The organism is Myxococcales bacterium, from assembly GCA_022563535.1.
In the GTDB taxonomy this organism is placed as follows: Bacteria; Myxococcota_A; UBA9160; order UBA9160; family UBA4427; genus DUBZ01.
In genome coordinates this window covers 1-25,848 of the sequence record JADFNE010000027.1, presented here as the reverse complement: position 1 = coordinate 25,848, position 25,848 = coordinate 1, and the positions used below count along the sequence as shown (strand labels likewise).

At 60.0% G+C, this 25,848-nt stretch carries 23 protein-coding genes and 1 tRNA gene; 8 read left to right on the top strand and 16 right to left on the bottom strand.

What is annotated here, in order from left to right:
• Positions 1 to 42 precede the first annotated feature (42 nt).
• Positions 43 to 984: a hypothetical protein gene (locus IH881_10390; protein ID MCH7868092.1), complete on the bottom strand. Its 942-nt coding sequence runs from the start codon at positions 982 to 984 to the stop codon at positions 43 to 45.
• Positions 981 to 2,657: an AAA family ATPase gene (locus tag IH881_10385; GenBank protein ID MCH7868091.1), complete on the bottom strand. Its 1,677-nt coding sequence runs from the start codon at positions 2,655 to 2,657 to the stop codon at positions 981 to 983. The genes IH881_10390 and IH881_10385 overlap by 4 nt, the downstream gene beginning before the upstream one ends.
• 88 nt (positions 2,658 to 2,745) lie before the next feature.
• Here IH881_10385 and IH881_10380 point away from each other — a divergent pair, with 88 nt between their 5' ends.
• Positions 2,746 to 3,612, top strand: coding sequence for a hypothetical protein (locus IH881_10380; protein MCH7868090.1), 867 nt, complete (start codon positions 2,746 to 2,748; stop codon positions 3,610 to 3,612).
• Positions 3,613 to 3,716: 104 nt separating this feature from the next.
• On the opposite strand, the gene IH881_10375 is transcribed toward IH881_10380, so the two are convergent.
• The 4 genes from IH881_10375 to IH881_10360 all read right to left on the bottom strand — a co-directional run bounded on the left by IH881_10375 (position 3,717) and on the right by IH881_10360 (position 8,397).
• Positions 3,717 to 5,204 carry a hypothetical protein gene (locus IH881_10375; protein MCH7868089.1) on the bottom strand — a complete coding sequence of 496 codons (1,488 nt, stop codon included), beginning with the start codon at positions 5,202 to 5,204 and terminating at the stop codon, positions 3,717 to 3,719.
• A gap of 560 nt (positions 5,205 to 5,764) precedes the next feature.
• Complete coding sequence (locus IH881_10370; GenBank protein MCH7868088.1) at positions 5,765 to 6,940, bottom strand: TRC40/GET3/ArsA family transport-energizing ATPase; 1,176 nt, start codon at positions 6,938 to 6,940, stop codon at positions 5,765 to 5,767.
• Entirely contained in the window at positions 6,937 to 8,175 is a 1,239-nt protein-coding gene (locus IH881_10365) for an ArsA family ATPase (GenBank protein ID MCH7868087.1), read from the bottom strand. The genes IH881_10370 and IH881_10365 overlap by 4 nt, the downstream gene beginning before the upstream one ends.
• Positions 8,176 to 8,187: 12 nt before the next feature.
• Positions 8,188 to 8,397, bottom strand: a complete 210-nt coding sequence (locus tag IH881_10360) for a hypothetical protein (GenBank protein MCH7868086.1) — start codon at positions 8,395 to 8,397, stop codon at positions 8,188 to 8,190.
• 376 nt (positions 8,398 to 8,773) lie between these two features.
• Here IH881_10360 and IH881_10355 point away from each other — a divergent pair, with 376 nt between their 5' ends.
• Entirely contained in the window at positions 8,774 to 9,535 is a 762-nt protein-coding gene (locus IH881_10355; protein ID MCH7868085.1) for a PaaI family thioesterase, read from the top strand.
• A gap of 306 nt (positions 9,536 to 9,841) precedes the next feature.
• Entirely contained in the window at positions 9,842 to 10,198 is a 357-nt protein-coding gene (locus tag IH881_10350; protein ID MCH7868084.1) for an HPF/RaiA family ribosome-associated protein, read from the top strand.
• A 96-nt stretch (positions 10,199 to 10,294) separates the two neighbouring features.
• On the opposite strand, the gene IH881_10345 is transcribed toward IH881_10350, so the two are convergent.
• Together IH881_10345 and folP are read right to left on the bottom strand one after the other, a co-directional pair.
• Positions 10,295 to 11,788 carry a long-chain fatty acid--CoA ligase gene (locus IH881_10345; GenBank protein ID MCH7868083.1) on the bottom strand — a complete coding sequence of 498 codons (1,494 nt, stop codon included), beginning with the start codon at positions 11,786 to 11,788 and terminating at the stop codon, positions 10,295 to 10,297.
• A gap of 33 nt (positions 11,789 to 11,821) precedes the next feature.
• On the bottom strand, positions 11,822 to 12,688 hold the full coding sequence (gene folP / locus IH881_10340; GenBank protein MCH7868082.1) for a dihydropteroate synthase: 867 nt from the start codon (positions 12,686 to 12,688) through the stop codon (positions 11,822 to 11,824).
• A gap of 252 nt (positions 12,689 to 12,940) precedes the next feature.
• Here folP and IH881_10335 point away from each other — a divergent pair, with 252 nt between their 5' ends.
• Positions 12,941 to 13,249, top strand: coding sequence for a hypothetical protein (locus IH881_10335; GenBank protein ID MCH7868081.1), 309 nt, complete (start codon positions 12,941 to 12,943; stop codon positions 13,247 to 13,249).
• Positions 13,250 to 13,597: 348 nt separating this feature from the next.
• Positions 13,598 to 14,110, top strand: coding sequence for an HDOD domain-containing protein (locus tag IH881_10330; protein ID MCH7868080.1), 513 nt, complete (start codon positions 13,598 to 13,600; stop codon positions 14,108 to 14,110).
• Between the two features lie 31 nt (positions 14,111 to 14,141).
• On the opposite strand, the gene IH881_10325 is transcribed toward IH881_10330, so the two are convergent.
• The 4 genes from IH881_10325 to IH881_10310 all read right to left on the bottom strand — a co-directional run bounded on the left by IH881_10325 (position 14,142) and on the right by IH881_10310 (position 19,304).
• Positions 14,142 to 15,437 carry a (Fe-S)-binding protein gene (locus IH881_10325; protein ID MCH7868079.1) on the bottom strand — a complete coding sequence of 432 codons (1,296 nt, stop codon included), beginning with the start codon at positions 15,435 to 15,437 and terminating at the stop codon, positions 14,142 to 14,144.
• A 4-nt stretch (positions 15,438 to 15,441) separates the two neighbouring features.
• Positions 15,442 to 16,734, bottom strand: coding sequence for an FAD-binding oxidoreductase (locus IH881_10320; protein MCH7868078.1), 1,293 nt, complete (start codon positions 16,732 to 16,734; stop codon positions 15,442 to 15,444).
• Positions 16,731 to 18,167: an FAD-binding protein gene (locus IH881_10315; GenBank protein MCH7868077.1), complete on the bottom strand. Its 1,437-nt coding sequence runs from the start codon at positions 18,165 to 18,167 to the stop codon at positions 16,731 to 16,733. Before IH881_10315 ends, IH881_10320 begins: the two co-directional genes overlap by 4 nt.
• Positions 18,168 to 18,266: 99 nt before the next feature.
• Positions 18,267 to 19,304 carry a metallopeptidase family protein gene (locus tag IH881_10310; protein MCH7868076.1) on the bottom strand — a complete coding sequence of 346 codons (1,038 nt, stop codon included), beginning with the start codon at positions 19,302 to 19,304 and terminating at the stop codon, positions 18,267 to 18,269.
• A 551-nt stretch (positions 19,305 to 19,855) separates the two neighbouring features.
• On the opposite strand from IH881_10310, the gene IH881_10305 reads away from it, so the two are divergent.
• On the top strand, positions 19,856 to 20,512 hold the full coding sequence (locus IH881_10305; protein MCH7868075.1) for a PEP-CTERM sorting domain-containing protein: 657 nt from the start codon (positions 19,856 to 19,858) through the stop codon (positions 20,510 to 20,512).
• Between the two features lie 38 nt (positions 20,513 to 20,550).
• On the top strand, positions 20,551 to 21,501 hold the full coding sequence (locus IH881_10300) for a sel1 repeat family protein (protein ID MCH7868074.1): 951 nt from the start codon (positions 20,551 to 20,553) through the stop codon (positions 21,499 to 21,501).
• A gap of 25 nt (positions 21,502 to 21,526) precedes the next feature.
• Here the strand turns inward: IH881_10300 and IH881_10295 are convergent, their stop codons facing one another.
• The 3 genes from IH881_10295 to IH881_10285 all read right to left on the bottom strand — a co-directional run bounded on the left by IH881_10295 (position 21,527) and on the right by IH881_10285 (position 24,106).
• A complete protein-coding gene (locus tag IH881_10295) occupies positions 21,527 to 22,447 on the bottom strand; it encodes an SDR family NAD(P)-dependent oxidoreductase (protein MCH7868073.1) in 921 nt (306 codons plus the stop codon).
• Positions 22,448 to 22,514: 67 nt separating this feature from the next.
• A complete protein-coding gene (locus tag IH881_10290; protein ID MCH7868072.1) occupies positions 22,515 to 23,699 on the bottom strand; it encodes a steroid 3-ketoacyl-CoA thiolase in 1,185 nt (394 codons plus the stop codon).
• Positions 23,700 to 24,030: 331 nt separating this feature from the next.
• Positions 24,031 to 24,106: transfer RNA gene (locus IH881_10285), tRNA-Ile, on the bottom strand.
• Positions 24,107 to 24,168: 62 nt separating this feature from the next.
• Here IH881_10285 and IH881_10280 point away from each other — a divergent pair.
• Positions 24,169 to 25,539, top strand: a complete 1,371-nt coding sequence (locus tag IH881_10280; protein MCH7868071.1) for a hypothetical protein — start codon at positions 24,169 to 24,171, stop codon at positions 25,537 to 25,539.
• Positions 25,540 to 25,579: 40 nt separating this feature from the next.
• Here the strand turns inward: IH881_10280 and IH881_10275 are convergent, their stop codons facing one another.
• Positions 25,580 to 25,795 (bottom strand): DUF4339 domain-containing protein, encoded by a 216-nt coding sequence (locus tag IH881_10275; protein ID MCH7868070.1) that lies wholly within the window; start codon positions 25,793 to 25,795, stop codon positions 25,580 to 25,582.
• Between the last annotated feature and the right edge of the window lie 53 nt (positions 25,796 to 25,848).

The following is a 25,848-nucleotide window of genomic DNA, read 5'->3' as shown; positions in this document are numbered from 1 at the left end:
TCCATCTATGTGCGCCCAAGTCACCAGCCTGCAGTTTTCGGGTTATCTGCGCGTACCGCCGACCCGGTGCTCGACTTCCACGCCTTCGAGTTCAAACGTGACACCGATGGGACCAATCTCGCTGAGTCTCAGGGGTCCGAGAAAATCGCCCTCGCGCAGCTCCACGGTTCGAATCTCGCCACCTTCCTCGACCGAAAATTCGGCGCGGCGGCGCTCACGCCTCGGATGCCAGACGGTGCTCACCACCGCGACTGACGGCACGGGTTCACGCGCGATCTCGGGCAATGCAGGAGGGGCTGATGCCTCGACCGGTTCATCCTGCACCACGGGAACCGGCAAGGGCTCTGCCGGCGCAACTTCGACTCGCACCGCCGCGATCTGAACGGGTTCGGGTTCGGCTGGCGCGGGTTCCTCGTACGCGACCTGCGACCGAACATCTATGGGTGCGCGGGTCATGCGCGCTTCGCGCGCGGCCGCCAGTCGCGAAATCGGGCCTTGTTGGCGGTTGTATATGGCGACTGGTGTCGACTCGGCCGACTCGACACGATCAAATGTCGACGCAGCAGTTTCATCGAACGCGGTGTCTCGCCGCTTCAATACGTCCGCCACAATCACGACGCTGGGTTGTTCTGCGAGATCTGGCGTGGATGCAGGAGCGAAGTCACTCGGTGCGGCTGCGACATCGGCCATGACTTTGGCCGCGTCTTCCATCTCGACATCGGCCGTCATCGCTTCGCTCTGCAAAGCAAACAGGCTCGTCTGCCAATAGGAGAGTGCCACGAGGGTGACCCCTACACCCGCAACTCCCGAAAACAGCACCGCGGTCACCACCAGAGCGACACGCCGCCAGGGTCGCGATCTCTCGCTGCCTCCCTGGGACCGGCCCCGAGCCAGAATCTGACGGTCGAGTTCCATGGAGCTCGCCCCGGGCCGCTCGGGTTGGTCTTCTTCCAGTTTTCGGAGTGCTTTGAGGATCGTGCTCATCCTGCACCTCTCTGGTCGAGCAGCCGCGGGCCCTGATCGCGAGGGAGCTTCTCCCAGACGATCAGTGCCTCGCCATCCCACTGGTGATCAATTTCGACAACGGGAACCTTCAGAGAATCGAGGCCGGTGACCCCGAAGAGCAACGCACTGTCGTTGTCGAGATGTCGCAGCGCCACGCTGCGCAATCCTCTTTGTTCGGTGCGCAGCGAAAGCATCACTGGGTGGTTCATCGCGCGAAGTTCTTCGAGGGTGGCACCGTGAACTCGCAACACCGAGAGACCGCGCCCTTCGAGGTGGGTCGCAATGTCCTGGTCATCCAATGGAGTGTCCAACGCGGGGAGGAGATCAAAAGAAGCGAGTATCGCGTTGAGGGCAATTGCGCGCCCCGCGGCTGCGTCCTGATGATCGAGCAGGCGTCCCAAAAAACTCCCGGGCAACAGGGTATTGCGCAGGCGTTCGGCGCGGCTTCCCACCGGTCCGGGTGTCAGGGCCTTGCTGCCGCGCAGGGTGTCCGATTCAGGCGCTTCAACAGGGATCGAAGCACCTTCCAACTCGGCTGCGGGGATGCCACTGGTGTCTGGTCCTGGAGTCAAGGGCGCAGGAATGGGAGTCGTCACGGGGCCGGTTTGTTCAATCGAATCCCCGGCGTTCAACGCTCCGAATGCCGTCTCCTCGGGGGATAATTCCGTCTTCGCTGCGGATACCGGAGCCAAATTCGTTCGCGAGCCGAAATTTACGGCGACCAGACTGCGCAATGAATCGGAGTGTCCCACCAAGTTGCCCAGGACTCCCGCGAGCACGAACAACCCGAGGGCCATGGCGATCCGCAGAGCGACAAGCGATGTGCGGCGCGGTTTTTTGATTCGCCCACCTTCGTCAATCTCGCGCGCCGCCTGACGCACGATGCCGGGGCCAATCCGCGCAGCATTTGCGCCGTAGCCGGCCAGCAGACTTCGGTCGGCCAGAAGATTGATCCGACGAGGGACTCCACCCGAGCGTTTGTAAATTTCTCGTTGGGCGCTCGAGGTAAAGATTGGGCGCTCTCCACCGGCCGAAACATAGAGTCGATGCGCCACGTAGGCGCTGGTCTCGACCCGGGTCAGCGGCGTCAAAAACCAGCGGACGCTGATGCGTTGGCGCAGTTGGCGCAACTCATGGGAGTCGAGTTTGCGGTCGAGTTCCGGCTGACCCAACAACACAATCTGGATCAGTTTGCTGTTGGCAGTCTCGAGATTGGACAGCAGGCGAATTTCTTCGAGCACGTGTGCGTCGAGGTTCTGGGCCTCGTCGATGACCAACAGCACCTGTTGGCCGCAGCGCTTTCGTTCGAGCAGAAATTGGTTGAGTTGATCGTTGAGCGCGTGGCGCTGGTGTCCGGCCGGATCGAGTCCGTACTCGTGAGCAATCGCCTGCAGCAACTCGGTCGCGGAGCGCGGAGGATTGAACAGGTACGCCACTTCGGTTTCGGGGCCAAGCTCTTCGATCAACGCGCGACACAGGGTCGACTTGCCCATCCCCACCTCACCCGTCACCGCAATGAAGCCCTCACCCTGATCGATCCCGTAGCGCATGTGTGCCAGCGCCTCGCGGTGAGAATCCGCAAAGAACAGGTAGCGAGGGTCAGGGCTCAGAGAAAAGGGCTTTTCGAAAAGCCCGTAAAACGCGGTATACATCTCGATTGATATCCGGTGTGCGATTGTAACTGATGGATTCCGAAAGACATTATTCGAAACTCGCGGCGGTCTCCCCAGAATGGATGAAGTGAAGGACACAGTAGTTCACAGTCCAGCCCCAAAAGCGCCCTGCGCCATGGGAGTCGATCTGGGCGCCACCCTGGCAAAAATCGTGTTCCGCGACTCCAGTGGTCAGTTGCATTTCGAATGCCTCCCGGCTCCCGAAATCGATCGGCTCAAGCAGCGCATTCTCTCCCTCGAGCCCGAACACGTGGGTTTGACCGGCGGCGGAGCTTCGCGGCTCGCCGAACTGCTGGACATTCCCTGCCAGCGCCACGACGAGTTTTCTTCCTGGGGCGCCGGGGCCCGGCGACTGCTCGATGCCGAAGCCTGGTCGGGCGATTCTCCCAGCCTGTTGATCTCGCTCGGCACCGGAACCTCGGTGTTGCTGATGGACGGCGACTCGACAACCCGCATAGGTGGCACGGCGATCGGGGGCGGAACCATCCTGGGTCTGGCGAAAGCCATGATCGGGACCCATGACTTTGATGAGATTTGCGCTCTTGCCCAAGCTGGGGACCGGACCCGCGTTGACCTGATGGTGTCTGACATCTATCGCCCCGGTGAAATCAACTTGCCCGACGATCTCACCGCTGCCTCATTCGGCAAGCTCGGCACGATCAGCGATACGTCGGGCGGCAAAGAACCAGAGAATCTCGCCGCCGCAATTCTCGGGCTCGTGGGTGAAAATGTCGGTCTGATCTGTGGCGGCTTGTCCTATGTGAGCAAAGCAGAGCAGATCGTGTTTGGCGGATCGACCTTGCGCGGCAACCCCTTCTTGCGCGATGTCCTGGCCGCGAGAACCCATGACATGGGCCGCAAGCCACTGTTCCTTCCCCATTGCGAGTTCGGCGGCGCCACCGGCGCGCTCATTCTTTGCGACCTCGAAGCTTGAGCCGCAACCCTGCTCCACAAATGACGAGCCCCCCACCTCGTTCGAGCTCACTAGAGCTAGTTCGATGATGAGGGGCAGGTCAATTCGCGTTACTGATTTTGCGACTAGGAGTTCGAATCCCGCAGTGCTGGCTCCGTCGGCGATTCGTCGTCGGGTCGGCTCAGGTTTCGCAGGGCGCGTTGGGTTCGTGCAATTGCGGCACGCTGTACCCGCAGTTCCTCGGTCTGGGCCGCGACTTGTCGCTCGAGTCGCTCCTTCGCTTCACTGACTTCGTCGAGCCGCGCTTCCATCGCCGCCATGCGCTGTTCAAACTCGCGCAGCATGCGCATCGTGTCCGAGCTGTCTCCAGCACCCGGAATCGGGGGCATCGTGTTCACGACCGTATCTTCCGTCGAATCTCCGTAGGCTTCCATGTTGTCTCCTGAGCCTTCGGCGCTTGGCGCGTCGGGCATATTGACTGGTGTGTCCGTGTCTTCGGCTGCGAGTGATTCCGTCACCGAGGTATCGAATAAACCTTCTCCGGGTCCCGAGTCGGCAGATACCTTTGCCACCGGGATATCCGCGTCTTCAGCGGCGGTGTCCGAGTCGAATTCGTCCACAACAGTCGCAATCGGAATCTCCGCTGTTTCTTCCGCTTGCGAGGGTGCATCGACGAGTTCCGAAGCGTCGTTGATCTCTGCAAACGGATTGTCGGTCGAGAACGGATCCTGCTCTAAATCATCTTCGTCGAGCAGTTCCGCACCACCGCGGCGACGCATCATGAAGAACGTGCCGCCACCGACTAGACCCAGCAGTGCCAGACCTCCGCCGATGTTGGTGGCCGTGAGCAGCGATTTAGACTGAGGAATTGCAGCCGGCGCGGTGGGCATCGAACGCGTGTTCTTGGCAGGCTTCTGACGTGCCGGTGGAGGCGGTGTCTTTGCCGGCACGGTGACCGATGTCTTTGGCGCTACAGCCACAGTCCTTGCGGGCGCTTTGGGCACAACGACCGGAGGCTTTTTGGCGACCATCGCAGTGGGCTTTGCCGGAGCAACCGCCGTTGGCTTCGCAGCGGGCCTTGCCGCAGGTGCGACCGCGGATGGTTTTGCTACCCGCCCAGGCACCGCACCGTGATTGAGCGAAGCAACCGGAGGGTTGGCTTCGACCTGCCACGTGGTCCGCGACACACTTGCGATCTTGGGCGGCGCAGCCGCCGGAGCAGCCTTTCCCGTCGGTGTAGTCGTTGGCGTGTCTGCCTTCGCGGTCTTTGCAGCTCTAGCCGGTGCGAGCACATCCAATACGATTCGCGGCGGGCTTCCGAGGATCATCTCCTTGACCCGCAGCTTGCCGGCGCCGAGACGAATGCGCGCCACCGACTGGCTGCCCTTACCGGTGAGCCGAACTCCCTTGACCAGCGACTTGTCAAGCGACTTTTCCTGGTCGACAGCACTCGCGTCCAGGGTCACTACGAGTTCTGTGCTCCCGTCTTCGAGCACGTTCTGCTCCAGGCTATAACCCGCGGGCGCGTCGAGTTCGAATACGACTCGCGTGAAGCCCGCATGTCGTCCCAGTCGCATATCTACGACTTCAGCAGCAACGGCCGCTGTAGACATTGCGCAAAACCCAATGGCGAACACCGAAGAAAGTAAACGGAACATCGCTCGACGCGATCGCCCCCTTTTCCCCGGCACGCCACGAGCTTTTGCCCGTTTCATTCCGCAATTAACATGCATATCGATAGCGACCCCTGAGTTTCCAGAGCGGTGCCGCACCGTGCCCCACGGTGCATTCGGCGCTCACCCTGCGCATGAATGAACATGCGATTTCTTCCGACCTAACGCGCTCCGATTCAAGAACTTGCACATTTCTTTTCGGGTCGGGGGGTTCTGTCTTTAACTCGGATTGATCGATTTGATGACTGAATTGGTTTCGGGGAAGGTAGACCGCAGTGGAAACGCGAACACACGTGGCTAAATAACCCCATTTTGGCTGTCCGGTCGTCCTTCGTGTTCATCGTCGGGCCTCTTTCCAGTCACTAGATCTTTCTTTCTAGTTACAAGGCCGTTAGCTCAGCTGGGACCTGGAGGGACCTCGGGGGGGCTGGATCCGGCTGAGGCTCACGCGCGGCGAGGCTACCACGCCGGATTGCACGAGTCGAACAAATCGGCCCATCTCAGTCGCAGAAAAGAACATGCAGCACCCCCTGCGAGAAATGAGAACGCGCAATCGGCTTGCCGGCGATCGACGAGGGTAAAGAAATACGCCGCGCGACATCGCGCACCCGTAGATGAAGCTCGCTTCCGGTGCTGAGAAGCTCAATCTCGTCTTTTTCGATTCCATGCAGATCAATTTCCAACAGCGTCTGCCGACCCTGTTTTCGCACGCGAAATGGCCGGGCACGGGTCATGACCTCGGCGGGATCTCGCGCGTTGTAGACTTCGCTCGCTAGCTGTTCGAGGGCGGGAATTCCGATGATCTCTCGATTGTGTAGGGGCGCCGTGAATTGGGGAATCGGAAACGATTCAGCGATCTCGGCCAATCCGGTTGCTTCGCGTTCCGCCCAGCGCGCGAAATAGCCATCCGCGGCACAACTCGGCAAAACCCGATTGATCAGCACCGCGTCGGTCGCAACACCGTATAGGCCGAGATACGCGTACGTTCGCCGAGATTCTGCGATCACGACCTGGGCCGGGTTGACGATGAGTCGCGCGCTCGTTCGTGTGTTGTCCATCAAAATCTTACGCACATCCGAGACTTCGCGATAGAGCTGCTCGAATGCGACGAAAAACTCTTCGCTCGGCAACAAGCGCCCAGCGTTGATGCCGCTGAGTAGAGGACCATTCAGCAGAGGGCGGAGGAGCTGGGCGCCCTTTCGCTCGAACTCGAAGAAGTGCTCCATGAAGATCTCGAGCACGTCTGGATAGCGCAGCATGCGCAGGGCCGAACCGGTTGGCGCGCAGTCCACGACGCAGACGTCGAATTCACCGCTGGCTTCGACTTCGCACACGGCTCGCAGAGCCATGAGCTCTTCCAAACCGGGAAAGACCAGCAGTTCTTCGACCACCATCTCGTCGGCTTCATCGCGCAAGAGCTCACGCAGCCAGTTTTGAATTTCGAACCATGAGTGCGAGAGTTCTTCGAACACGCTGACTTCGCGCGCGACCACGCGCTCTGCAATGTCGACGGACTTCGGGCCAACCGGGCGGCCAAGAGCGTCTCCCAGGCTATGAGCGGTGTCGGTCGACAACACGATCACCCGGTGCCCCGCGCGTGCACAACCCAGCGCCGTCGCCAATGAAAGCGTCGTCTTTCCGACTCCGCCCTTGCCCATATGGAGGAGAACCCTCACGGATCAGGCCCCTGCGCCGGCGTGGGGGAATGGGGGCCGCAGGCATCATCGACGTCACCCTGGGCCTGCTCGCTGCGAAAGAAGACCGAGAGCATCCCATCGCGCAGATGTGCCTCGGTCACCTCGAGCGTTGCCATGCGGCGCGGCAACCTCAGTGCACGACACACTGATGCTGTCCGGACCAGGAGTTCGCCCTCCACCTTGGTGATCTCGACACTGTCGAGGGTCGCGCCGGGGAGCGGGATCGAAACCGAGTAGCGACCCTGTTCGCTGTGAAATTCAATCGCGCGGGCACTCGAGAGCACGTCGTCGGGTCGGCAGTCGGCAAAGAGTCGACGACCGTGATCCAGCAGCGACTCCGGGCCGATGATTTCTTCCTCTCCGAGAACGGCGGGGAGCAATCGGAGCGGAGCGAATAGTTCGCTGATCTCCGCCAGCCGCTCTTCTTGAACTTCACCCCACTCGCGAAAGAACGGCTCGCGCATAGCGATTTCGGGCAACAGGCGATTGACCACGACGGCGTCGCAGCGGAGCCCAAAAAGACATAGGTCGGTGAAAGCCCGCCGCGCTTCTTCAATCACCATTCTCTCCGTGGTGACAACGAGACGAACGCTCGTCTGTGGATCAATGATTCGGGCCCGCAATGCTCGCAACTTGGCGTAGAGCAACGCCTCGGCTTCGGCGAACACATCGGCGCTCGGTAGTGGCATCGAGACAAAGTTCCGCGCCAGGGGAGTCATGACCCCCGCGAGCGCACGCTGGATCTTGAGCAACAAGCGAAGGCTGCTGTGCGCCACATCGGGCAGTGCCAGCAGTCGCAATGTGGTGTCGGTCGGGGCGCAGTCGACGACGGCAAAATCGAATTCGCCCGACTGGGCAAACCGATCTACCGCGAGCAGGGTCGTGAGTTCTTCGGCACCCGGCAGCAGGGCGAGTTCCTCTGCCACCACGCCTTCGATTCCCTGGTAGCGAAACAGCGAAACGAGAAAGTCGCTGATGCTGCCCCAATGGCGACCCATCTCGACCCGAGAGTCGACTTCGACCGCCTTCAGGTTGTCAGTGATGACGATGGGTTCGGGGCCGATCTTTCGATCGAGCACATCGGACAGACTGTGTGAAGAATCCGCCGAAATCAGCAGAGTCCGCTTACCCTGGGAGGCGCTCCACAGCGCGCTCGCGGCGGCCGTCGTAGTCTTCCCCACTCCGCCCTTACCGGTGTACAGAACCAGGCGCATGGGGAAACAATATCACGAAGCCATCGCGACCTCCGCCACGGAAACCCGGCGTGTGAGGGCGAGCTGGGGCGCGACCGGAAACGGTCGAGCCTGGGTCCAGCGGTGGTGACAGCGATCGCACTGGCTGAGGAGCAGCCGACCCGCAGCGAAGACCTCGTCGTGCTGGATCGCCGAGGATCCACAGACTTCGCAAGATTTCGGAGAATTTCTGAGTGCCATCATTAGGGCGTCCTCTTTGTTGTTATTGGCGTCGTTACTGGTGCTGTTGCTGGTGTTGTCATTGCCAAGAACTCCGTGCGGTTTCCGCCGTTGAGAGTTCTAGGGGGGCTGAGTTCCAGTTCACGACATAAAAGCGCTCAAACGTGACAGATCCGGTCACCCACATTCGGTTCTTTGAAAAAAATCTCAGTTGCTGCCGCTCGAAACAACTTCGGTATTCGTTCCAGCGGGGAATCGACGTTCCTGTGAATCATCGCGACCCCAATTGCAGTGATCTACTCTTTGCAGAAGGATTGGAGTTCATCGACCGGTACGGCGAGCCGATGATCCATTGGATGCTGTCCAACGTCACACAATCAAACAGCGGGGAATCTCCGAAGTGAGCATCGATAGCGACCAAGAACGGAGATTCACCCATTGGGATGCGAGTTCGATGAACGCCACGGGCGCTTGGGCGGAGCGCCGACGGCTCGCCCAGGCGATGCGCAAAGTGATCCAGCGACTGGTTGTGATCGATGCGCCAGAAGCGGATCTGGCAGAAGCCGCCGACGCTCTCGAGCGTTATTCCAAGCGACTCGCCGAATATCCCAACTGCACCAAGTACGAAGGTTGGGCTGAGACTGCCCTGTCGGGGGATGCCGCGGCGTTCTTCGACCACAGTCCACTGATCGGCCTCGCAAACCCACTTTCACCGCCAATCTCGCTAATGGCAGATCGCGACCAGATGACGGTAGACGGCAGCGTGGTGTTTGGTCCGGCGTTCGAAGGCCCACCCGCCTGTGTCCACGGCGGATTCATCTCCGCCGCCTTCGATGAAGTGCTGGGCTACGTCTATTCCCTCACCGGCAATCCGGGAATGACCGCGCAATTGACGGTCAACTACAAACGCCCGACCCCACTCAACACCGAACTCCACTTCAAGGCCCAAATTGATCGCGTCGATGGACGCAAGACCTATGTGAGTGGCAAAGTATTTGCGGAAGATCGCCTCACCGCATCTGCCGATGCCCTCTTCCTAAACATCAGCGCTGAACGCTTGAGCGACTTGTATATGGAAGGCCAGGAACGCGAAGAAGAGAGGCGCATCCAGAAAGGTGAAATTGCCGACGCCAACCTCGAACCAGAATCCGAGCCCAGGTGATTCTTTTCTCCGGTTCCGCTGCGAGACTTTTCACAGCTGCGCGGCTTGCGCGCAGCTGGGCAGCAGTTTCAGTTCACCCTGTTCTCGGCGTCTATACAGGGGCGACTCAGCCACTAGTTAAAACCACCTGCCTCGATTCCCCCTCAAGAATGTCCGTATCGAACCCGAGAAATTTGAGAGAGAGTTGCGACCAAAAGCGCACTGATCCGGGCAAAAAACCGACGAGGCGCGGCGCTTTCAATTTCGGTATCGATTGTTAGATGCGCAGCAGCAAGCCACTCTCAACCGAACAGGAAAGGAGAACACTTGCAAATACATTGGCACCAGACCAAATTCGTAGGAGACAAACAACGAGCTGAAATCGAGGAGCGCATTCACGCCCTCGCAGACCAAGGACACAACGACCTCCTCGATATCAGAATTTCCGGAAACCCATCCCGCCACTGGGGCCACACCGAGCACGAAGTCAAAATCACCTGTGATGCTCGAGGACAAGAGATCGTCGCCAGTCGCAGCGCACCCAAGATGGAGCGCGCACTTCACGACGCACTAGAAAATTTCAAACAACAGGTGCGACACATGCGATCGCGCCGCAAAGAACATCGCGAACCACGTGGACGCGCCGAGGACGCAGCGGCCACACTGGATGACGTGAACAAGTAATCCGCCTGACCGTCACCGGATAGGCTGAGCGTCACTCATGGGATCCGAATGCGGGACCCGAGCAGCGGGCGACCGATACCGGCTACCACAAAACCTTCAGCGCAACTCCCGCTTGAGAATCTTGCCCGAGGGTCCTTTGGGCAGGGCGTCCACGAACTCTACGGTGCGGGGATATTTGTAAGCCGAGAGCCGCTCTTTGCAGAAGGCGATGATTTCCTTTTCGCTCGCGGTCTTGCCAGCGAGCAGGGACACGACGGCCTTGACTTCTTCTCCGTGGCTTTCGTGGGGCACGCCCACGACGGCAGCTTCCGCGATCGCTTCATGGGCATAGAGGACCTCTTCGACTTCTCGCGGATAAACGTTGAAGCCGCCGCGCAAGATCATGTCCTTCTTGCGGTCGACGATCCAATAGCAGCCGTCGTCGTCGCGATATCCGATGTCTCCCGAATGGAACCAGCCGCCCTCGAATGCTTCTGCGGTGGCTTCGGGGCGACCGAGGTAACCCTTCATGATGTTGTGCCCTCGAATGCAGATCTCGCCCCGCTCCCCATCCGGGAGTGCTTTGCCTTTTTCGTCCGCAATCTGCAGTTCGACTCCCCAAACCGGGTAACCGATGGATCCCGCTTTGCGCGGTCGACCGAGGGTGCCGAAGCTCGCGATCGGTGAAGTTTCGGAAAGCCCGTAGCCCTCGAAGATCGTGACGCCAAATTTCTTCTCGAAGGCGCTCATGACTTCGATCGGCATCGGCGCACCGCCGGTCAAACAGAACTCCAGGCTCGAGACGTCGTAGCTGCGATCGCCCTTGTGATGCAGCATGGCAAAGTACATCGTCGGAACTCCGGCAAACACGTTGATCTTGTCGCGCTCGATGATCTCGAGCGCCTGGCCCGGATCAAAACGAGGCAACAGGCTGAAGCAGCCACCGCTGGAGATGCTGGCGTTCTGTACGACCACCTGTCCAAAGGAATGGAAGAGCGGGAGGGTCGCGAGGTAGTTTGCCTGTCCCAAGGGTACGGGCACGAGCTTGGGCGACACGATTGCACAATTGAGCAGGATGTTCGAATGGGTGAGTTCCGCGCCCTTGGGTTTTCCCGTGGTGCCCGACGTGTAGAGGATGACCGCAGTGTCGTCCGGTGATGTGGGGTAGATGCCATCGACCGGCGAACTCGCCATCAGCTCGGCGAGAGTTCCCTCGCCCTCGTTGCCGGCGCTCACACAGGGAACGTCCGCGAGCGCTGCACCCTTTGTCCCCACATCTTCAAAATTCTTGTGGGCGATCAACATCTTGGCCTTCGAGTCGCGCAGGAAGTAGTCGACTTCGACCGCGGTGGCCAGGACGTTGATGGGAACAACCGTCGCTCCGGCGTACAAGATGCCGAAGTAGGCAATCGTGAACTCGGGAACATTCGGAATCAAGACCGCAACGCAGTCGTTGGCCTCTATGCCGCGCTCAGCCAGGGCGCTGGCAACACCGCGCGCTGCCGCATCGAGTTCGGCGTAGCTCATCGAGAACTCGCCCAGCCGGAGCGCCTTGGAGTCAGGTCGATCGGCGCAACTCGCTTGCAGAATACTTCCGAGGTTGAGACTCATGGGGAGTGATCTCCTTTACCCGGTTTCGTCGGTTTAATCTAACAAATCCGAATTGAGAGCGTGGGGTGCGAAGAACGACTCGCCTTCGAGGACGAGGCTGGTCTGGAGGACATCGCTCAGGCTCTTTACATCGTGGGTTCGAATCCAATCCACACCCTGGCGCGCGGCAAAGAGTTCAGCTGCCAATGTCGCGGGCAGACGCTCCGCAATGGGGCGCTCGCTTCCAGTCCGAGGATCCGAACAAAGCGCACCCAGAAACGATTTGCGAGATACCGAAATGAGAACCCTGCATCCAACCTCCCGGCGCAGTCGGGAAAGCTCTCGCAGCACCGCAAGGGATGGCTCCGGACTTGCACCCAGGAAGAACCCCATGCCGGGGTCCACCACAATTCGCTCGCGCGCAATTCCCGCCCGCTCGAGACTGGCGAGCCGAGTCTCGAAGAAGGCGAGCACGTGATCCAGTATCGGCCCCTTCTGTGCGGGCGCGCGGGTGGCAGGGCCGCGCCCCTGGATTGAATGCATCACCACCAGATCGCAGCTGTGATCTGCAAGTTCGTCCCAGAATTTCTCGTCCGCAAAACCCTGGATGTCGTTGAGCATCGAAGCCCCCCCGGCGAGAGACCAACGTTGGGTAGCGGTTTCGAACGAATCGACTCCGAAGGGAATATTCGCTTCGACCAGAGCGCCGACCACGGATTCGAGGCGCGAGATCTCGAGATCGGCCCCAACCTTCTGTGCATCTGGATGACTGGACGCGGGACCGAGTTCGACGAGCCTTGCGCCGCTGTCCATCAGATGACGAGCGTGATCGACCGCACGATCGGGTGCGAGAAATTGGCCGCCGTCCGAGAACGAATCCTCGGTGATATTCAAGATGCCCACGAGTTCTGGAGCGCGCATGGAAGATCGTCTGGGCATGGTCTGGCACTCCGACATTTCAAAATGAGACATCAACCCTACCCCCTCTCCGGCATTCGGCCAATACGAACTCACTCGACATCGCTCGACGGTAACGTGGAACAAGTAGCCACCTTCTTCGAGTTTCAGTGCCGCAGACGATACGCCGACAGGCCCGAGAGGCTCTGGCGCGTGTATGCGTACAGCAGATGGGGGCAAAGATTGCGGGTACTTCGAACGAATTTGTCACCCGGCATGATCCTCGATAGCGATGCCATGGATCGCCAGGGGCGCATGTTGATCGGTGCCAAGACCGAGCTGACCGATCGCTTGCTCGAAGTCCTGGAGACCGCTCTGATTCCGATTGTGTACGTGACCGACGATTCATTTGAAGAGCACAATTGTGCTCCGGAACTGCCGCCACTCACGAGAGAACAAGAGAGAGAAATCACCGGCCGCTTCCGCCATGTCAATCTCGACGATGATTTTGCTCGAGCGGTGTTCGACGAATGTCTGAACCATGCGCGCGAATGCAGTGCTACAGGCCCCAAGGCTACCGAGTGAAGGCAACCGCCGCCGAATTCGTCCGAGGCACTCCGGAGATCCAGTCCCTCCCCGAGATTTTCGAACTCGTAAACCGGGTGGTCGCCAAGCCGAGTTCTTCATCGGAAGAGATTGCCAAGGTTGTGATGCAAGACCCGGGCTTGACCACCCGCCTGTTGCGACTGATCAACAGCTCTCTGTTTTCCTTCCCAGGACAAATCGACACGATTTCCCGAGCCATCTCCCTGGTGGGAACCCAACAGCTACGCGACCTTGCCCTGGCGACCTGTGTGATCGAGATGTTCGAGGACATCTCGATCGAGTTCGTCGACATGCCAATCCTATTGGCGGCACTGTCTGGCGACCGCAGTGTGTGCACGACTACTGGCGGTTCACTGCGGAGAAGACAACGTCGAACGTTTCTTTGTAGCGGGCTTGCTGCACGATATCGGAAGCATCGTGATCTACCTGCGCGGCGGCCGGAAGCTCAAACGACTCATGAATCGCTGTATCAATGATCATCAATATCTCTCCGAAGCCGAGCGCGGGATCTTCGGCTTCGACCACGCGGACGTAGGTCGCGAACTCCTGCAACTCTGGGGTCTCCCCGACGCGCTGGTCGAGGCGGTCAACGCCCATCACACTCCCTCCCGAACAAAGCGTTTTCCTCGGGTCGCAAACATCCTCCACGTTTCGGAATTTCTCGTCGAAGCTCGGGCCATGGGGAGCAATGGAGAGCACCTGGTGGCGCCACTGAACCATGACGCCTGGCTCGAGCTGGGCCTCAGCACCGACTACCTTCCGCTGATCTATCAGGATCTCGAAACCCAATGGCGAGATGCCCAGATCGAGTTGCTGGGGAGCGACGGATCGCCGCAATGACGCGGCCGGATCTCGCGGTTTCGACTTCGGTTCAGCGGGACTCCGTGGGACCGATTGGATAGAGCGCGGCGATCAACTCGATCGGATGCTGCACCCGGGTCTTCATCCCCCGTTCCTCGACTCCGCGTCGCAACTGCATCATGCAACCCGGATTGCCGGTCGCGATCAGGTCGGGATTCACCTGTGCGAGTGAGTTCATCTTCTCTTCCAGGATTTGTCCGGAGAGTTCGCGCTGAGTGAGATTGTAAATTCCGGCGGCGCCGCAGCAGTGGTCGGGATTTTCGTGCGCGACCAACTCCACTCCGGGCAGCGATTCGAGCAAACGCCGGGGCGCCTTGGCGACGCCTTGCGTGTGAATCAGATGACAGGGATCGTCGTAACAGATCCGAATCGGTGGTCTGTCGTTGGGGTTCTCGGGAAATCGCAGGCCCACTTCGTCGAGGAACTCGCAGACGTCTCGAACTTTTTCTGCGAGCGCGCGGCCCTCTTCGCCGATCCACGCCTCGGCCTCTCGCAAAGCGGTTCCGCAGCCGGCCGAGTTCACCACCAGGGCGTCGATCGAATGTTCAGCGAAAGCAGCGGCGTTGCGCTCCGCCAGGCGATGAGCGGTCTCGGAGTCTCCAGTGTGGGCATGCAATGCGCCGCAACAACCCTGGGCTCTGGGCACCAAAACGTCGTAACCGTTTTCAGCGAGCACCCGCACCGTGGCGCGATTCACATCCGGAAAGATCTCGTGCATCACACAACCCGCGAGAAATGCGACGCAACCCCGCCGTTCGCCGATCGCAGGAGTGTGGATTGGGAGCGGTCGGCGAGCGCGCCGAGAGGGGATATCCGGCATGAAGCCATGGGCATGGCGCACGGATTCGGGCAGCAGCGAAAGCTTCGACAACAACGATAAGACGAAGCGATCAAGACCTGAGCGCTGGGCAAGACCGAGCAGAGAGACGAGGGCGTGCAGTCGCCATCGTTTGGGGACGATCTGGCGCAACGCAAACCGCTCGATGCTGCGCGGCCATCCGTCTCGCAGCCCCTGCTGGTCGACTTCCTCACGCATCAACTCGAGCATGGAACCGTATTCGACACCCGAGGGACACGCGGTTTCGCAGGCGCGGCAACCTACGCATCTGAACGCTTCTTCGGCGGCGAGTCCCGCCAAGGGAATTCTACCTTCGACGACGCCGCGCATGAGATAGATGCGGCCCCGAGGCGATGCATTCTCTTGTCCCGTCGCGAGATAGGTGGGGCAAGCAGACAGACACAGGCCGCAGTGAACGCAGTCGAGGCTCTTTTGGTAGATCGCATCCAGGCGGGAGAGCTCGGCCATGGGCTCAGATCCCTCCCACGAAGCGACCGGGGTTCAACAGACGCTTTGGATCAAACTCTTCTTTGAGTTTCCGCATCAGGGCCAGTTCCGGGCCGAGCTCGTCGCCAAACACATCGATGCCTCGTTTGAACTCGCTGGGTACGGACTCCAGCACCAGAGTTCCCGAAGCCGTCTGGGCCGCAGTACGCGCCACCTCGATGAACGCGCTGACTTCTCCGGGTCCACTTCCCGCCGCTTGCTCCGCAAACACCAGACCCAGGCCGGGATCCACGGTCATGCGCGCACCCGCTTTGGTCAGGGGGCGAATGCACGATTCGAGCTTGGTCCCCAATGCGGCGATTCGAACTCGAACCCCTGCGACCTCGGGACCCGCGACCAGCGAATCCCGCACTGCGTCGATCATGGCGAGGGCGTCGTCGCCCGAGGACACGCTTGGCCGGTTGGCGCCCATTTCAGTTTCGAGCCAAGCGGCGTCGTGGCGACACTCGGACGCTTCACCCGCGAACTCGGCCAGTAGAATCCAACTTGCCGCCAACGAGTGTTCGAGTCCGACCCGTCGCGCAACCTCGGGACTGAGCAACACGCATGCTCGCGCCGAACTCCGGCGACTCACCCGAATGCCGCCGGCAAGCGCTTGATCGGTTTGCGAAAATTCTGCCACCCGCACTTCGATGGCCCGGGGCTTCGGTTGCAGGCGCAACCAGGCACCCGATATGACACCGAGGGTGCCGAGGCTACCGGTGTAGATCTTGGCGAGATCGAAACCCGTAACGTTCTTGACCACTCGCCCCCCGCATCGGGTCAGTGTGCCCGCTGCGTTTACGACCTCGAGCCCGAGCACGTTTCTCCGCACGGGCCCAAAGCCCAGGCAGCGCGGACCGTATGCCGCGCACGCGATCGCGCCGCCAACGGTTGCCCGCGAGCCTCCGGCGTCAATGGGTAGTTCCCAGCCTTTGGCCAGCACGGCTTTGCGGACTTCCTCGAGTGGTGTGCCCGCCGACACTTCGACCACTCCGTCATCCGGCTCGAAACGCCGAACTCCGGAAAGAGAGCGGGTCGAGAGCAAGACCTGTACTTCATCTGGACAGTTGCCCAGTCCGATGCGGGTCCCGCCACCGCGGATCAAGACGGGAATTTGTTGCTCATTCAACAACGCAAGCACCTGGCATAGAGATTCGACGTCGCGAGGCGACAACTGGCCGATGATCTCACACCCATCAACCTCGATCCCCGATGGCTCTTCGAAGATTGCGGGATCAAATGCGTTGCGGAGTCGTTCGATCACAGCTGCGGTCATGGGATGAGTTCCAACAGAGCGTCTCGCGCAGCCGGATTCGATTCCACGCACGCACGCGTAACCGGCAGCACCTTGCCGGGATTACAACAGCCATCCGGGTTGAAGCAGCGCCGCAGCCTCATCATGGCGTCGAGGTCTGCGTCGCTGAAGAGCAGACTCATGAATTCCCGCTTTTCAGTGCCGACACCGTGCTCCCCCGTGAGCACGCCTCCCACCGCAAGGCAGGCCTCTAAAATCTCACGGCCGGCCTTCATCACACGATCGAGTTCGTCGGGGTCGCGCCTGTCAAAAGAAATGATGGGATGCAGATTTCCGTCCCCGGCGTGAAAAACGTTGGCCAACAGCAGGCCGTAACGCTCGCCAATTTCGCTCACTTGCTCGAGGATTCCCGGCAACTGGGCGCGGGGGACAACGGCATCGTGCACGTAGAGATCGGGCGCGAGACGCCCCATCGCGCCAAACGAACCCTTGCGCGCCTTCCAGAACAGATCCCGTTCCTCGCTGTCCTTGGCGATCCGCACCTCGCTGGCCCCCGCGTCGCGGCAGAGCTGCTGCATGCGCACAACCTGATCGTCGAGGGCACAGCGCGCACCGTCGAGTTCCGCCAGCAGTACGGCACCCGCCGTGCGGGGCAAGCCGGCCCTGTAGACACTGTCTTCGACAACTTCGATGGTTCTGCGATCAATGATCTCGAGCGCCGCCGGGACCATGCCACTGCCGATGATATCCATCACCGCGCGACACGCCGAAACGACGTCCGGAAAGATGCCGAGCAGAGTTTCGATGCCTTCGGGAATTTCCAACAACTTGACCGTCACTTCCGTGACGATTCCCAAAGTACCCTCGCTACCAGTAACGACCCCTACCAGGTCGTAGCCGGATCCGAAACCCGATTCGTGTCCCAGTACCAGAACCTCGCCGTCCGGCATCACGATCTCGACCGACAGCACATTGTCGGTCGTGGCCCCGTACTTCAGGGTGTGGGGGCCGCCCGCATTTTCGGCGACGTTGCCACCAATTGTGCAGACCTGCTGGCTCGATGGGTCGGGGGCGTAATAGAGACCGTGAGGCGACACTGCCTTGGACAAGTGCAGGTTCACCAGACCGGGCTGAACTCGTGCGATGCGATTCTCCACATCGACATCAATGATGCGATTCATGCGCGAGGTTTCGATCACCACCGCGTTCGACTTGGCGTGGGCTCCACCCGAGAGGCCTGTTCCCGCGCCGCGGGGGACGAACGGCGTGTCGTGCTGACGACAAGCCTTGACGATCTCGACGACCTGGGATGTTGTCTTCGGCAACACCACGATCGATGGAAGGGAGGGGTCCAGCGTCAGGCCATCGCACTCATAGACAAAGAGTTCTTCGGGCCGAGAGAGACAAGCTTCTTGCCCCACGATCGCTCGGAGCTGGTCGACCAGGGCGGTCATACGCGCGGTGTCGTCATGGCGGAACCATAGAAGGATGCTCTACCGACTGCCAGATACCGAACCCTGTCGCGCCACTTCCTATATTGGAGATCTTGCGAATCAGGCCAGGCCCAGGCGATCCATGTCTTCTTCGTCGAGGCCCAGGTAGTGACCAATCTCGTGCCTCACGGTGATCTGGACCTGTTCGATGAGTTCTTCGCGATCGTGGCAGATCTTCTCGTGATTCTTGATGAAGAGCAGGACGCGATCGAGATCGAGAGCCGGGGAAGTCGCCAACGTTTCGGTGCGTGGCGAACCGACAAAGAGCCCCAGAATTTGAGGGGATACGTTCTCCGCGGCAATCATCTCTCGGGACGGAAGGTCTTCCAGCAAGACTGGGACATCGGCGATGTATTCGCGGATCGAGCGCGGGAGGTTGTCGAGAGCCTCGGCGACGATCTCCTCGAATTCCTCCCGGCTGACCTCCATCGGCATTGGGTAGTGGTTCGGATCGAGGGAATTGGCCCGTGCGAACGCTTCGGCGGCATCGGGATCTTCGAGATGCTCCAACACGAGGCCGAGGTAGTAGACGACGTGGGCCGAATCTGGATCGGCGATCGCCGTGTGCTCGAGCACGCGTTTGGCTTCTTCGTAGCGACCCAACTCAAACAGCAACTGACCTTCGAAGGCAGAGTACGCGGGCTGATCCCCCGAAGCCTTGCCCGCCCGGCGCACGAGGAAGATTGCCCCTTCGAGGTCGTCGACATAGAACAACGCTTTCGACTTGAGATAGTAGACCTCGGCCTGTACTGATTTTTCGGGTCGGGGCAGATCAAGACGTCCCGATAGCAGCTCATCGCATAGCTGAAGCGCGGTATCGAACGCACCCAGTTCTTCGATCATGAGTTCGATGCGGTTCAAGTGTGCGGCGATGAACTTGGAATCCGCGTGGATCGCGCGTTCAAACTCGTGAACCGCTTCGTCGACCCTACCGTCGTCCCAGAGAATTTCACCGCGACCGTTGTGGGCCTCAGCGCCGGCGGGATAGGCGCGCAGGGCTTCGTCGAGCCAGGCGAGGGCTTCTTCCGTGCGACCCCGATGGGAGGCATCCATCGCCTGATCCAGGCAGTCCCAGTATCTGTCCTTATCGTTCCGCATCCAAGATCCACCGGATTCAGCTTGCTGGCACCCAGGACGCGCGTCGAGCGCACGTCCCCTGGACTTCGGGGCGAACATAGCAAACCTTGAGCGCCCCACGGTCGAACCGCGTGTGGACCGGGGTATGTCAAGCCATTGACTTTACTTGGCTTTCTTGATCAATAAGAGAAGAATCACGCAGCCATTCCCGCCCCTCCCCGAGCGAGAACCCGGCCCGGGCAAGCGCGTCCCACCAGACGTGGAGTGAAGCCCGCGCGAACTCCGGAAATCGACGGAATTCTCGAAAAATCAATTCTTGAAAATACGCGACCCCGCCACCTTTGAATTCCACTGTTCCAGTATTCGTGTAAAACACAGAACCGCACTGTGGCCGACACGAAATTGGGTCAAAAATCACAACTAGGGGTTAAAGCAACACGTCGATCGACCCGATGAGAATGAAAGACCTAATTCGGAGTGTGCGTGTTCTCTATCCCCAGAAATATCACGATTTTATGTTGTGAGCTGCGCACTGTTCGCAAACTCGTTCGGGTGGGAGATGACCAGCCGTGATGGATGACTGGAACGTTCGCAGAAAGGCGCGTGGCCGGATACGTCGTGCAAAATCACGCAGACGTCGCCAGCGTATCACCGCCGCGAGTTTGATGTTGTTGCTCCTGCTCTCCGTGTTCGCCGTCGGCTCGGTCAGGTATGGAGAATCGCGCGACACCGAAACCAGAATCGCCACTCAGCATCAACGCAGCTACACGATGCCCCGTGTTTCCCCGTTGCTAGCACGCGCCGAAGTCGTGAAACGCGATAGCCAATTGCCGCAGGTCCTGAACTTCGTAGAGCGCTTTCCTGATTACCGCAATCCCCCCAGAGTCGAAGACCCCAACCTGAGCAGTGGCGACGAGGGGGGTACCCCTCCGGTTGAGGCTGCCCAGGAATTGGTGATCCTCGACGATCTCCGCGCGGCGCCACCAAAGTCGATGTTCATTAATGCCGTATTCGACAACTCCGACCGCGATACAGCGCAAGAAGATTCTGGACCCCGATGGGTCTTCAACGATCCCCTCGACAACAATCTCCTCGATCTGGCTGGACACCCGGACGAAGGTGAAGGTTCGATTCCCGCAGTCCCCGAACCCGGATCCAGCACTCTGCTCGGACTTGGATTGGTCGCTCTCGCGGTTCGACGTAAACTCAACGAGAGACGCAGGGAATAGAACCCACAACGTCGAAGCAACCGGGGATTCGCATGGGCATGAAAACTCGAAAGATCACATCCATCTTTGCGCTGATGCTCGGATCGAGCTTGCTCTCCGGTTGCGCCAGCTTGAGCCAAAAAACAGGTCTCGATAAAGTGGAACGCAGCGCTGCGGATCACTCGACAATGAACGTCGAAGCGTTTCAGGCACTCCAGGACGCAGCAACGGCCGGCAGCCCACTTGCGCAATACAACCTCGGACTCGCGTACGCGTACGGCCAGGGTGTGATGCTCAACCCGGTGAAGGCCGCCGAGTGGTACACCAAGAGTGCGAATCAGGCTCTTCCCGAAGCGCAGTACAACCTCGGCATGGCCTATTTCACGGGAGACGGCGTCCCACACGACGTCGAAGAGGCTCTGAAATGGCTGCGCAGCGCTGCCGATCTCGGCGACGCCGACGCACAGTTCAACATCGGCCTTCTCTATCTCAGTGGCGAGATTGTGCCAAAAGATCCAGACGAAGCGCTGAAATGGTTCCAGTTCGCGGCGGAACAGGGATACGCAAAGGCGCAAGCCAATCTCGGCGTTGCCTACGCCCGGGGTCGCGGTGTCGACAAGGACCCGGCGACTGCGATCGAGTGGTACACCAAAGCTGCAGAGCAGGACCACGCGCTTGCCCAGTACAACCTTGCGTCCAACTACGAATTTGGGGTCGGAGTCGATCGCGATATCGAAGAAGCGATGGGCTGGTATCACAAAGCTGCGAACAGGGGCGTTCCCGTTGCGCAGTACCGACTCGGCCTGGCTTACTATTCAGGTGACGGAGTGGATCGCGATCCAGTCGAAGCTCATAAATGGCTGTTGCTCGCCTCGGATGCGGGGAACATGCAGGCCCAGAACCACCTGGAAAACGTTGTCGGGCTGCTGTCCGATGGACAGAGTGCCGCTGCTCGACGCGCTGCCGACAGTTGGAACAAGAGACACTTCAGCGCGGACAACACGCTCTAGCGGCCCGTTCTAAACCCCTTCGCCCTCACGCACTCGGTAGCGCGTAGCCCTCGCCAAACTTACGCTTCGCAAAGTACGACCCGAGTTGTTGCTCGAGTTTTTCGGTTGTCCACGCTCCTTGATTGTGGAACTGACTTTCGGGCTGGGTGATATCAGGTCGTCCCACCACGGTGATGTTCTCGCCGCAGCAAGTAAAAACTTGTCCCGAGATATTTTTCGCAGCCGGTGATCCCAGGTAGGCGACCAAGGGTGCAATGTTCGCGGGATCGAACATGTCAAAGCCTTCTTCGGGCTTGGCGAACATTTGCGAGAGCATCCCACCGGTATCCGTCATACGGGTGCGGGCCCGGGGGCAGATTACGTTGGCTGTAACTCCGTACTTCATAACGGCCTGTCCGGTCGAGAGGGTCAGTGCCGTAATTCCCGCTTTGCCTGCCGCGTAGTTGGGTTGGCCGACCGGGCAGTAGAGAAAAGCCTCTGACGAAGTGCCGATGATGCGACCGTAGACCGGCCCGCCGGTGCTCTTGGCTCGTTCGCGCCAGTACATCGCAGCAAACTTCAAGGAGCAGAAGTTTCCCTTCACGTGCACGCGGATCACGGCATCGAAGTCTTCTTCGCTCATGTTGAAGATCATCCGGTCGCGACAGAAGCCCGCGTTGTTGACCAGAATATTGAGGTCGCCATAGGTGTCGATTGCGGTCCGGATCATCGCCTGGGAATCGTTCCAATCGGCGACGTCCCCAAAATGCGCCACAGCTTCACCGCCAGCCGAGCGAATTTCTTCCACCACGGCGTCTGCCGCTTTGGTGTCTTGTCCCGTCCCATCGGAAGACACGCCAAGATCGTTGACCACGACCCGCGCGCCCTGGCGTGCGAGTTCGAGCGCCTCTTCCCGGCCCAGCCCTCGGGCCGCGCCGGTAACGATCGCTACTTTCCCGTCCAACATGTCGAACTCTCCCAGGCCTGCGTCCCGGAATCTGCCAGGGGACGCAAGCGTAATGGTATCTGGGCGATCAGATGCGCTCGATGATCGTCCCCGTCCCCACCGCGGCGCCGCAACACATGGTGATCAAGGCCGTGCTCTTGTCGGAGCGCTCGAGTTCATGCAACGCCGTAATGATCAAGCGAGATCCAGTCGCACCAACCGGGTGACCCAGGGCGATCGCGCCGCCGTTTACATTCACGTCACTCTCCTGCGCACCACAGGTTCTCAACCATGAAAGCACGACGGAGGCAAACGCTTCGTTGACTTCGAACAGGTCGATGTCTCCGATCTCCATTCCCGCCTTCTTGAGCAGTGCCTGGGTGGCATCGATCGGACCGTCGAGCAAGAAGTACGGATCGGCACCGACCACGACATCGGAAATGATGCGCGCCCGTGGCTTGAGCCCCAACTCCTTGGCTTTGTCCGCCGACATCCAGAGCACCGCAGCCGCACCGTCAGAGATTTGCGACGAGTTGCCCGCGGTGTGCATGCAGCCGGGGATGACTTCCTTGAGATTCGCCAAACCCTCGAGAGTACTGGGACGAATTCCCTGGTCGGTTTCAACCAGCCGGGTCTCTCCGGTGGGGTTGCCTTCGTCGTCGAGCACCGGTGCGTTGATTGGCAGAATTTCATTCTTGAAGCGACCCTCGTCCCGCGCCTGGGCGGCGAGCTGCTGGGATCGCATGCCCCACTCATCGACATCCTGGCGGGTGATCCCGCGCTTCTGCGCGATCCGTTCTGCCGCGGTGAACTGTTCGGGCGACATTTCCCACCGCCACCCCTGTTCCTTGCTGGGAATGAAGAAGCCCGGACCGTTGATCACGTTGGCACCGAGCCCAACGTGGCTCATCACTTCAACTCCGCCGGCAATACCGCAATCGATGCTCCCTACCGCGGTCAATGCCCGCACCAGGTGATTGGCCTGTTGCCCAGACCCACATTGGGAGTCGACAGTCGTGGCTCCACCGGCCCAACCCTTGTTTCGGTTCAACCATGCGATGCGGGTCACGTTGCCCGCCTGCTCACCGGCCTGGGTCACGCAGCCGCCAATGATCTGCTCGACCAACGCGGGGTCGATTCCCGACTTGTCGATGACGCCGTCCATCACGGCACCCAACAGCGCCGCAGGATGAAACCCGCTCAGGTCACCCTTTATTTTCTTTCCCCGTGCAATGGCAGTTCGCTGTGCTTCGACGATGACGGCCTCGGCCATGGGGGAATTCTCCTCGACGCGGACTTCGGAGCGCCGCGCAGCGATCCCGGAACTTCGATCATTCCGGGGACTATTGAAGGGACCGACCGGGGACTACGGGTCGCCGCGGCCGCGTAGGGGGAAACAACTTGCCGAACCCGGGCATCGGGCCCTCGGCGATGCTAGCCCGGAATTTCGCCGGGAGTGGAAGAGCCGGTTCAACTTCGCCGATTTTCCACAGTCACAATCGCAACGCACTCGCGGGTGGCGCGTTCTGCGGCGTTGCGCCGCCGGACGAACTGAACGGTACGGAACGATGCGCAACGGCAGCGTCGTCCGATCCGCGGCAGATTGGTAGGCCCTCCAGGATTTGAACCAGGGACTACCCGGTTATGAGCCGGGTGCTCTAACCGCTGAGCTAAGGGCCCGCGAGGCAGAGCGTAACACGGTCGCGCGGATTTGTTGTGGTGGTCATCGGAAGCTGACATAATTGGCCGTCATGACCAATCAAGCCAGCACACGTCCTCATTGTGTTGCCGTCATTGGAGGTGCCGTCTCCGGAGCCCAGGTCGCTGGCCTACTTTCGGAAAAGGGCGTTTCCGTCGCGGTTTTCGAACAGAATCCGCGCCCGTTCGGAAAGATAGAAGATGGGCTTCCGCGCTGGCATCACAAGCTGCGCGAGAAAGAGTATCGAGCCATAGAAGGCAAGCTGTCTCACCCGAACGTACATTACGTACCGAACACCGAGATCGGGATCGACGTCGACTTCGCAGCGCTGTGCAACGACTGGGGCTTCAGCGCGGTCGTACTTGCCAACGGAGCCTGGCGGGATCGACCCGTATCGATCCGTGGAGCCGACAACTATGTCGACAAGGGGCTGATCTACCAGAACCCCTTCGTAACCTGGTGGAACCACCTCGAAGAGTCGAACTACAGCGGCCCAACCTTCGAAGTCACCGACAATTCGATCGTGTTGGGCGGAGGCCTGGCGTCCATCGACGTCGCCAAGATCGTAATGCTCGAAATTACCCGGGCGAAGCTGCTCGAGCGCGGCATCGAAGTCGATGTCATTACGCTCGAGGTCAAGGGAATCCCCAAGATTCTCGAGACCCACGGGCTCGTTTTCGAGGACCTGGGCCTCGCGGGATGCACGATCTTCTACCGGCGCCGAATCGAAGACATGCCCGTGGTTGCGATACCCAAAGATGCAACCCCGGAGCGCGAGGCCAAGGCACGCAAAAGTCGCGGGACGCTGCTCGAAAAGGCCATGCGGAAGTACTGCTTCAAGATCCAGGAACTCTCGGTGGCGGATTCGCTCATCATCGAAGACGACCGGCTGGTTGGACTCGTCTTCAGGCGTACCAAGATCGAAGATGGGCGCGTGGTGATGACCGACGAAAAGTTCGAATGCCGCGGATCCCAGATCATCAGTTCGATCGGCAGCATTCCTCAGCCGATCTCTGGCATCGGCATGAATGGCGAACTCTTCAACTTCACCGATTGGGATATGGGTCGGCTACCCGATTTCCCGACGGTCTTTTCAGTGGGCAATGTCGTGACGGGCAAGGGCAACATCATCGCTTCGCGTAAACACGCAGAGCATGTCACTGCCGCCGCCATCGAAAGCTACCTCGGAGTAAGCGATGACCTCGAGGCGTCGCGCGAGAACATGGAAAGCCAGGCCGCGGCCATTGCCAATGAGAGTGCAGACGCCGTGGCAGAACATCTCGCCAGTGTGCCAGCTCCGAGCGCTGCCGCGTACGACGCGACCCTCGCCCGGGTGGCCGAGCGACAACAGGCAGTGAACTACACGGGCAACTTCGAGAGCTGGTTGAAGCTTGTCGCCCCGGTGCCTCGTTAAGTCCAAATTTCCATTGCCGTAGTTGCTATTGCCGTAGTCGCTACGGAACAGGTGGGGGTTCAGAGGCGAAGTGGCCCGCGAGCGCTGGGACCTGCCCCGCCTCGACCCAAACCTCCATGCCAGCACTCCACACGAGCGTTTCGCGGCGGATGCGTCCCGCGCGGATCGCATCGTCCTTCTCATACGCTTGAACCCATGTCACAGGGAGACACGGAAGGGCTCTTTCTGCGGCAACAATGACGCAACAACGGGAAATCGCTCCGCTGCCAAGCGAGTCTTTGACGCCAACACGAGAAGCGAGTCAGACCA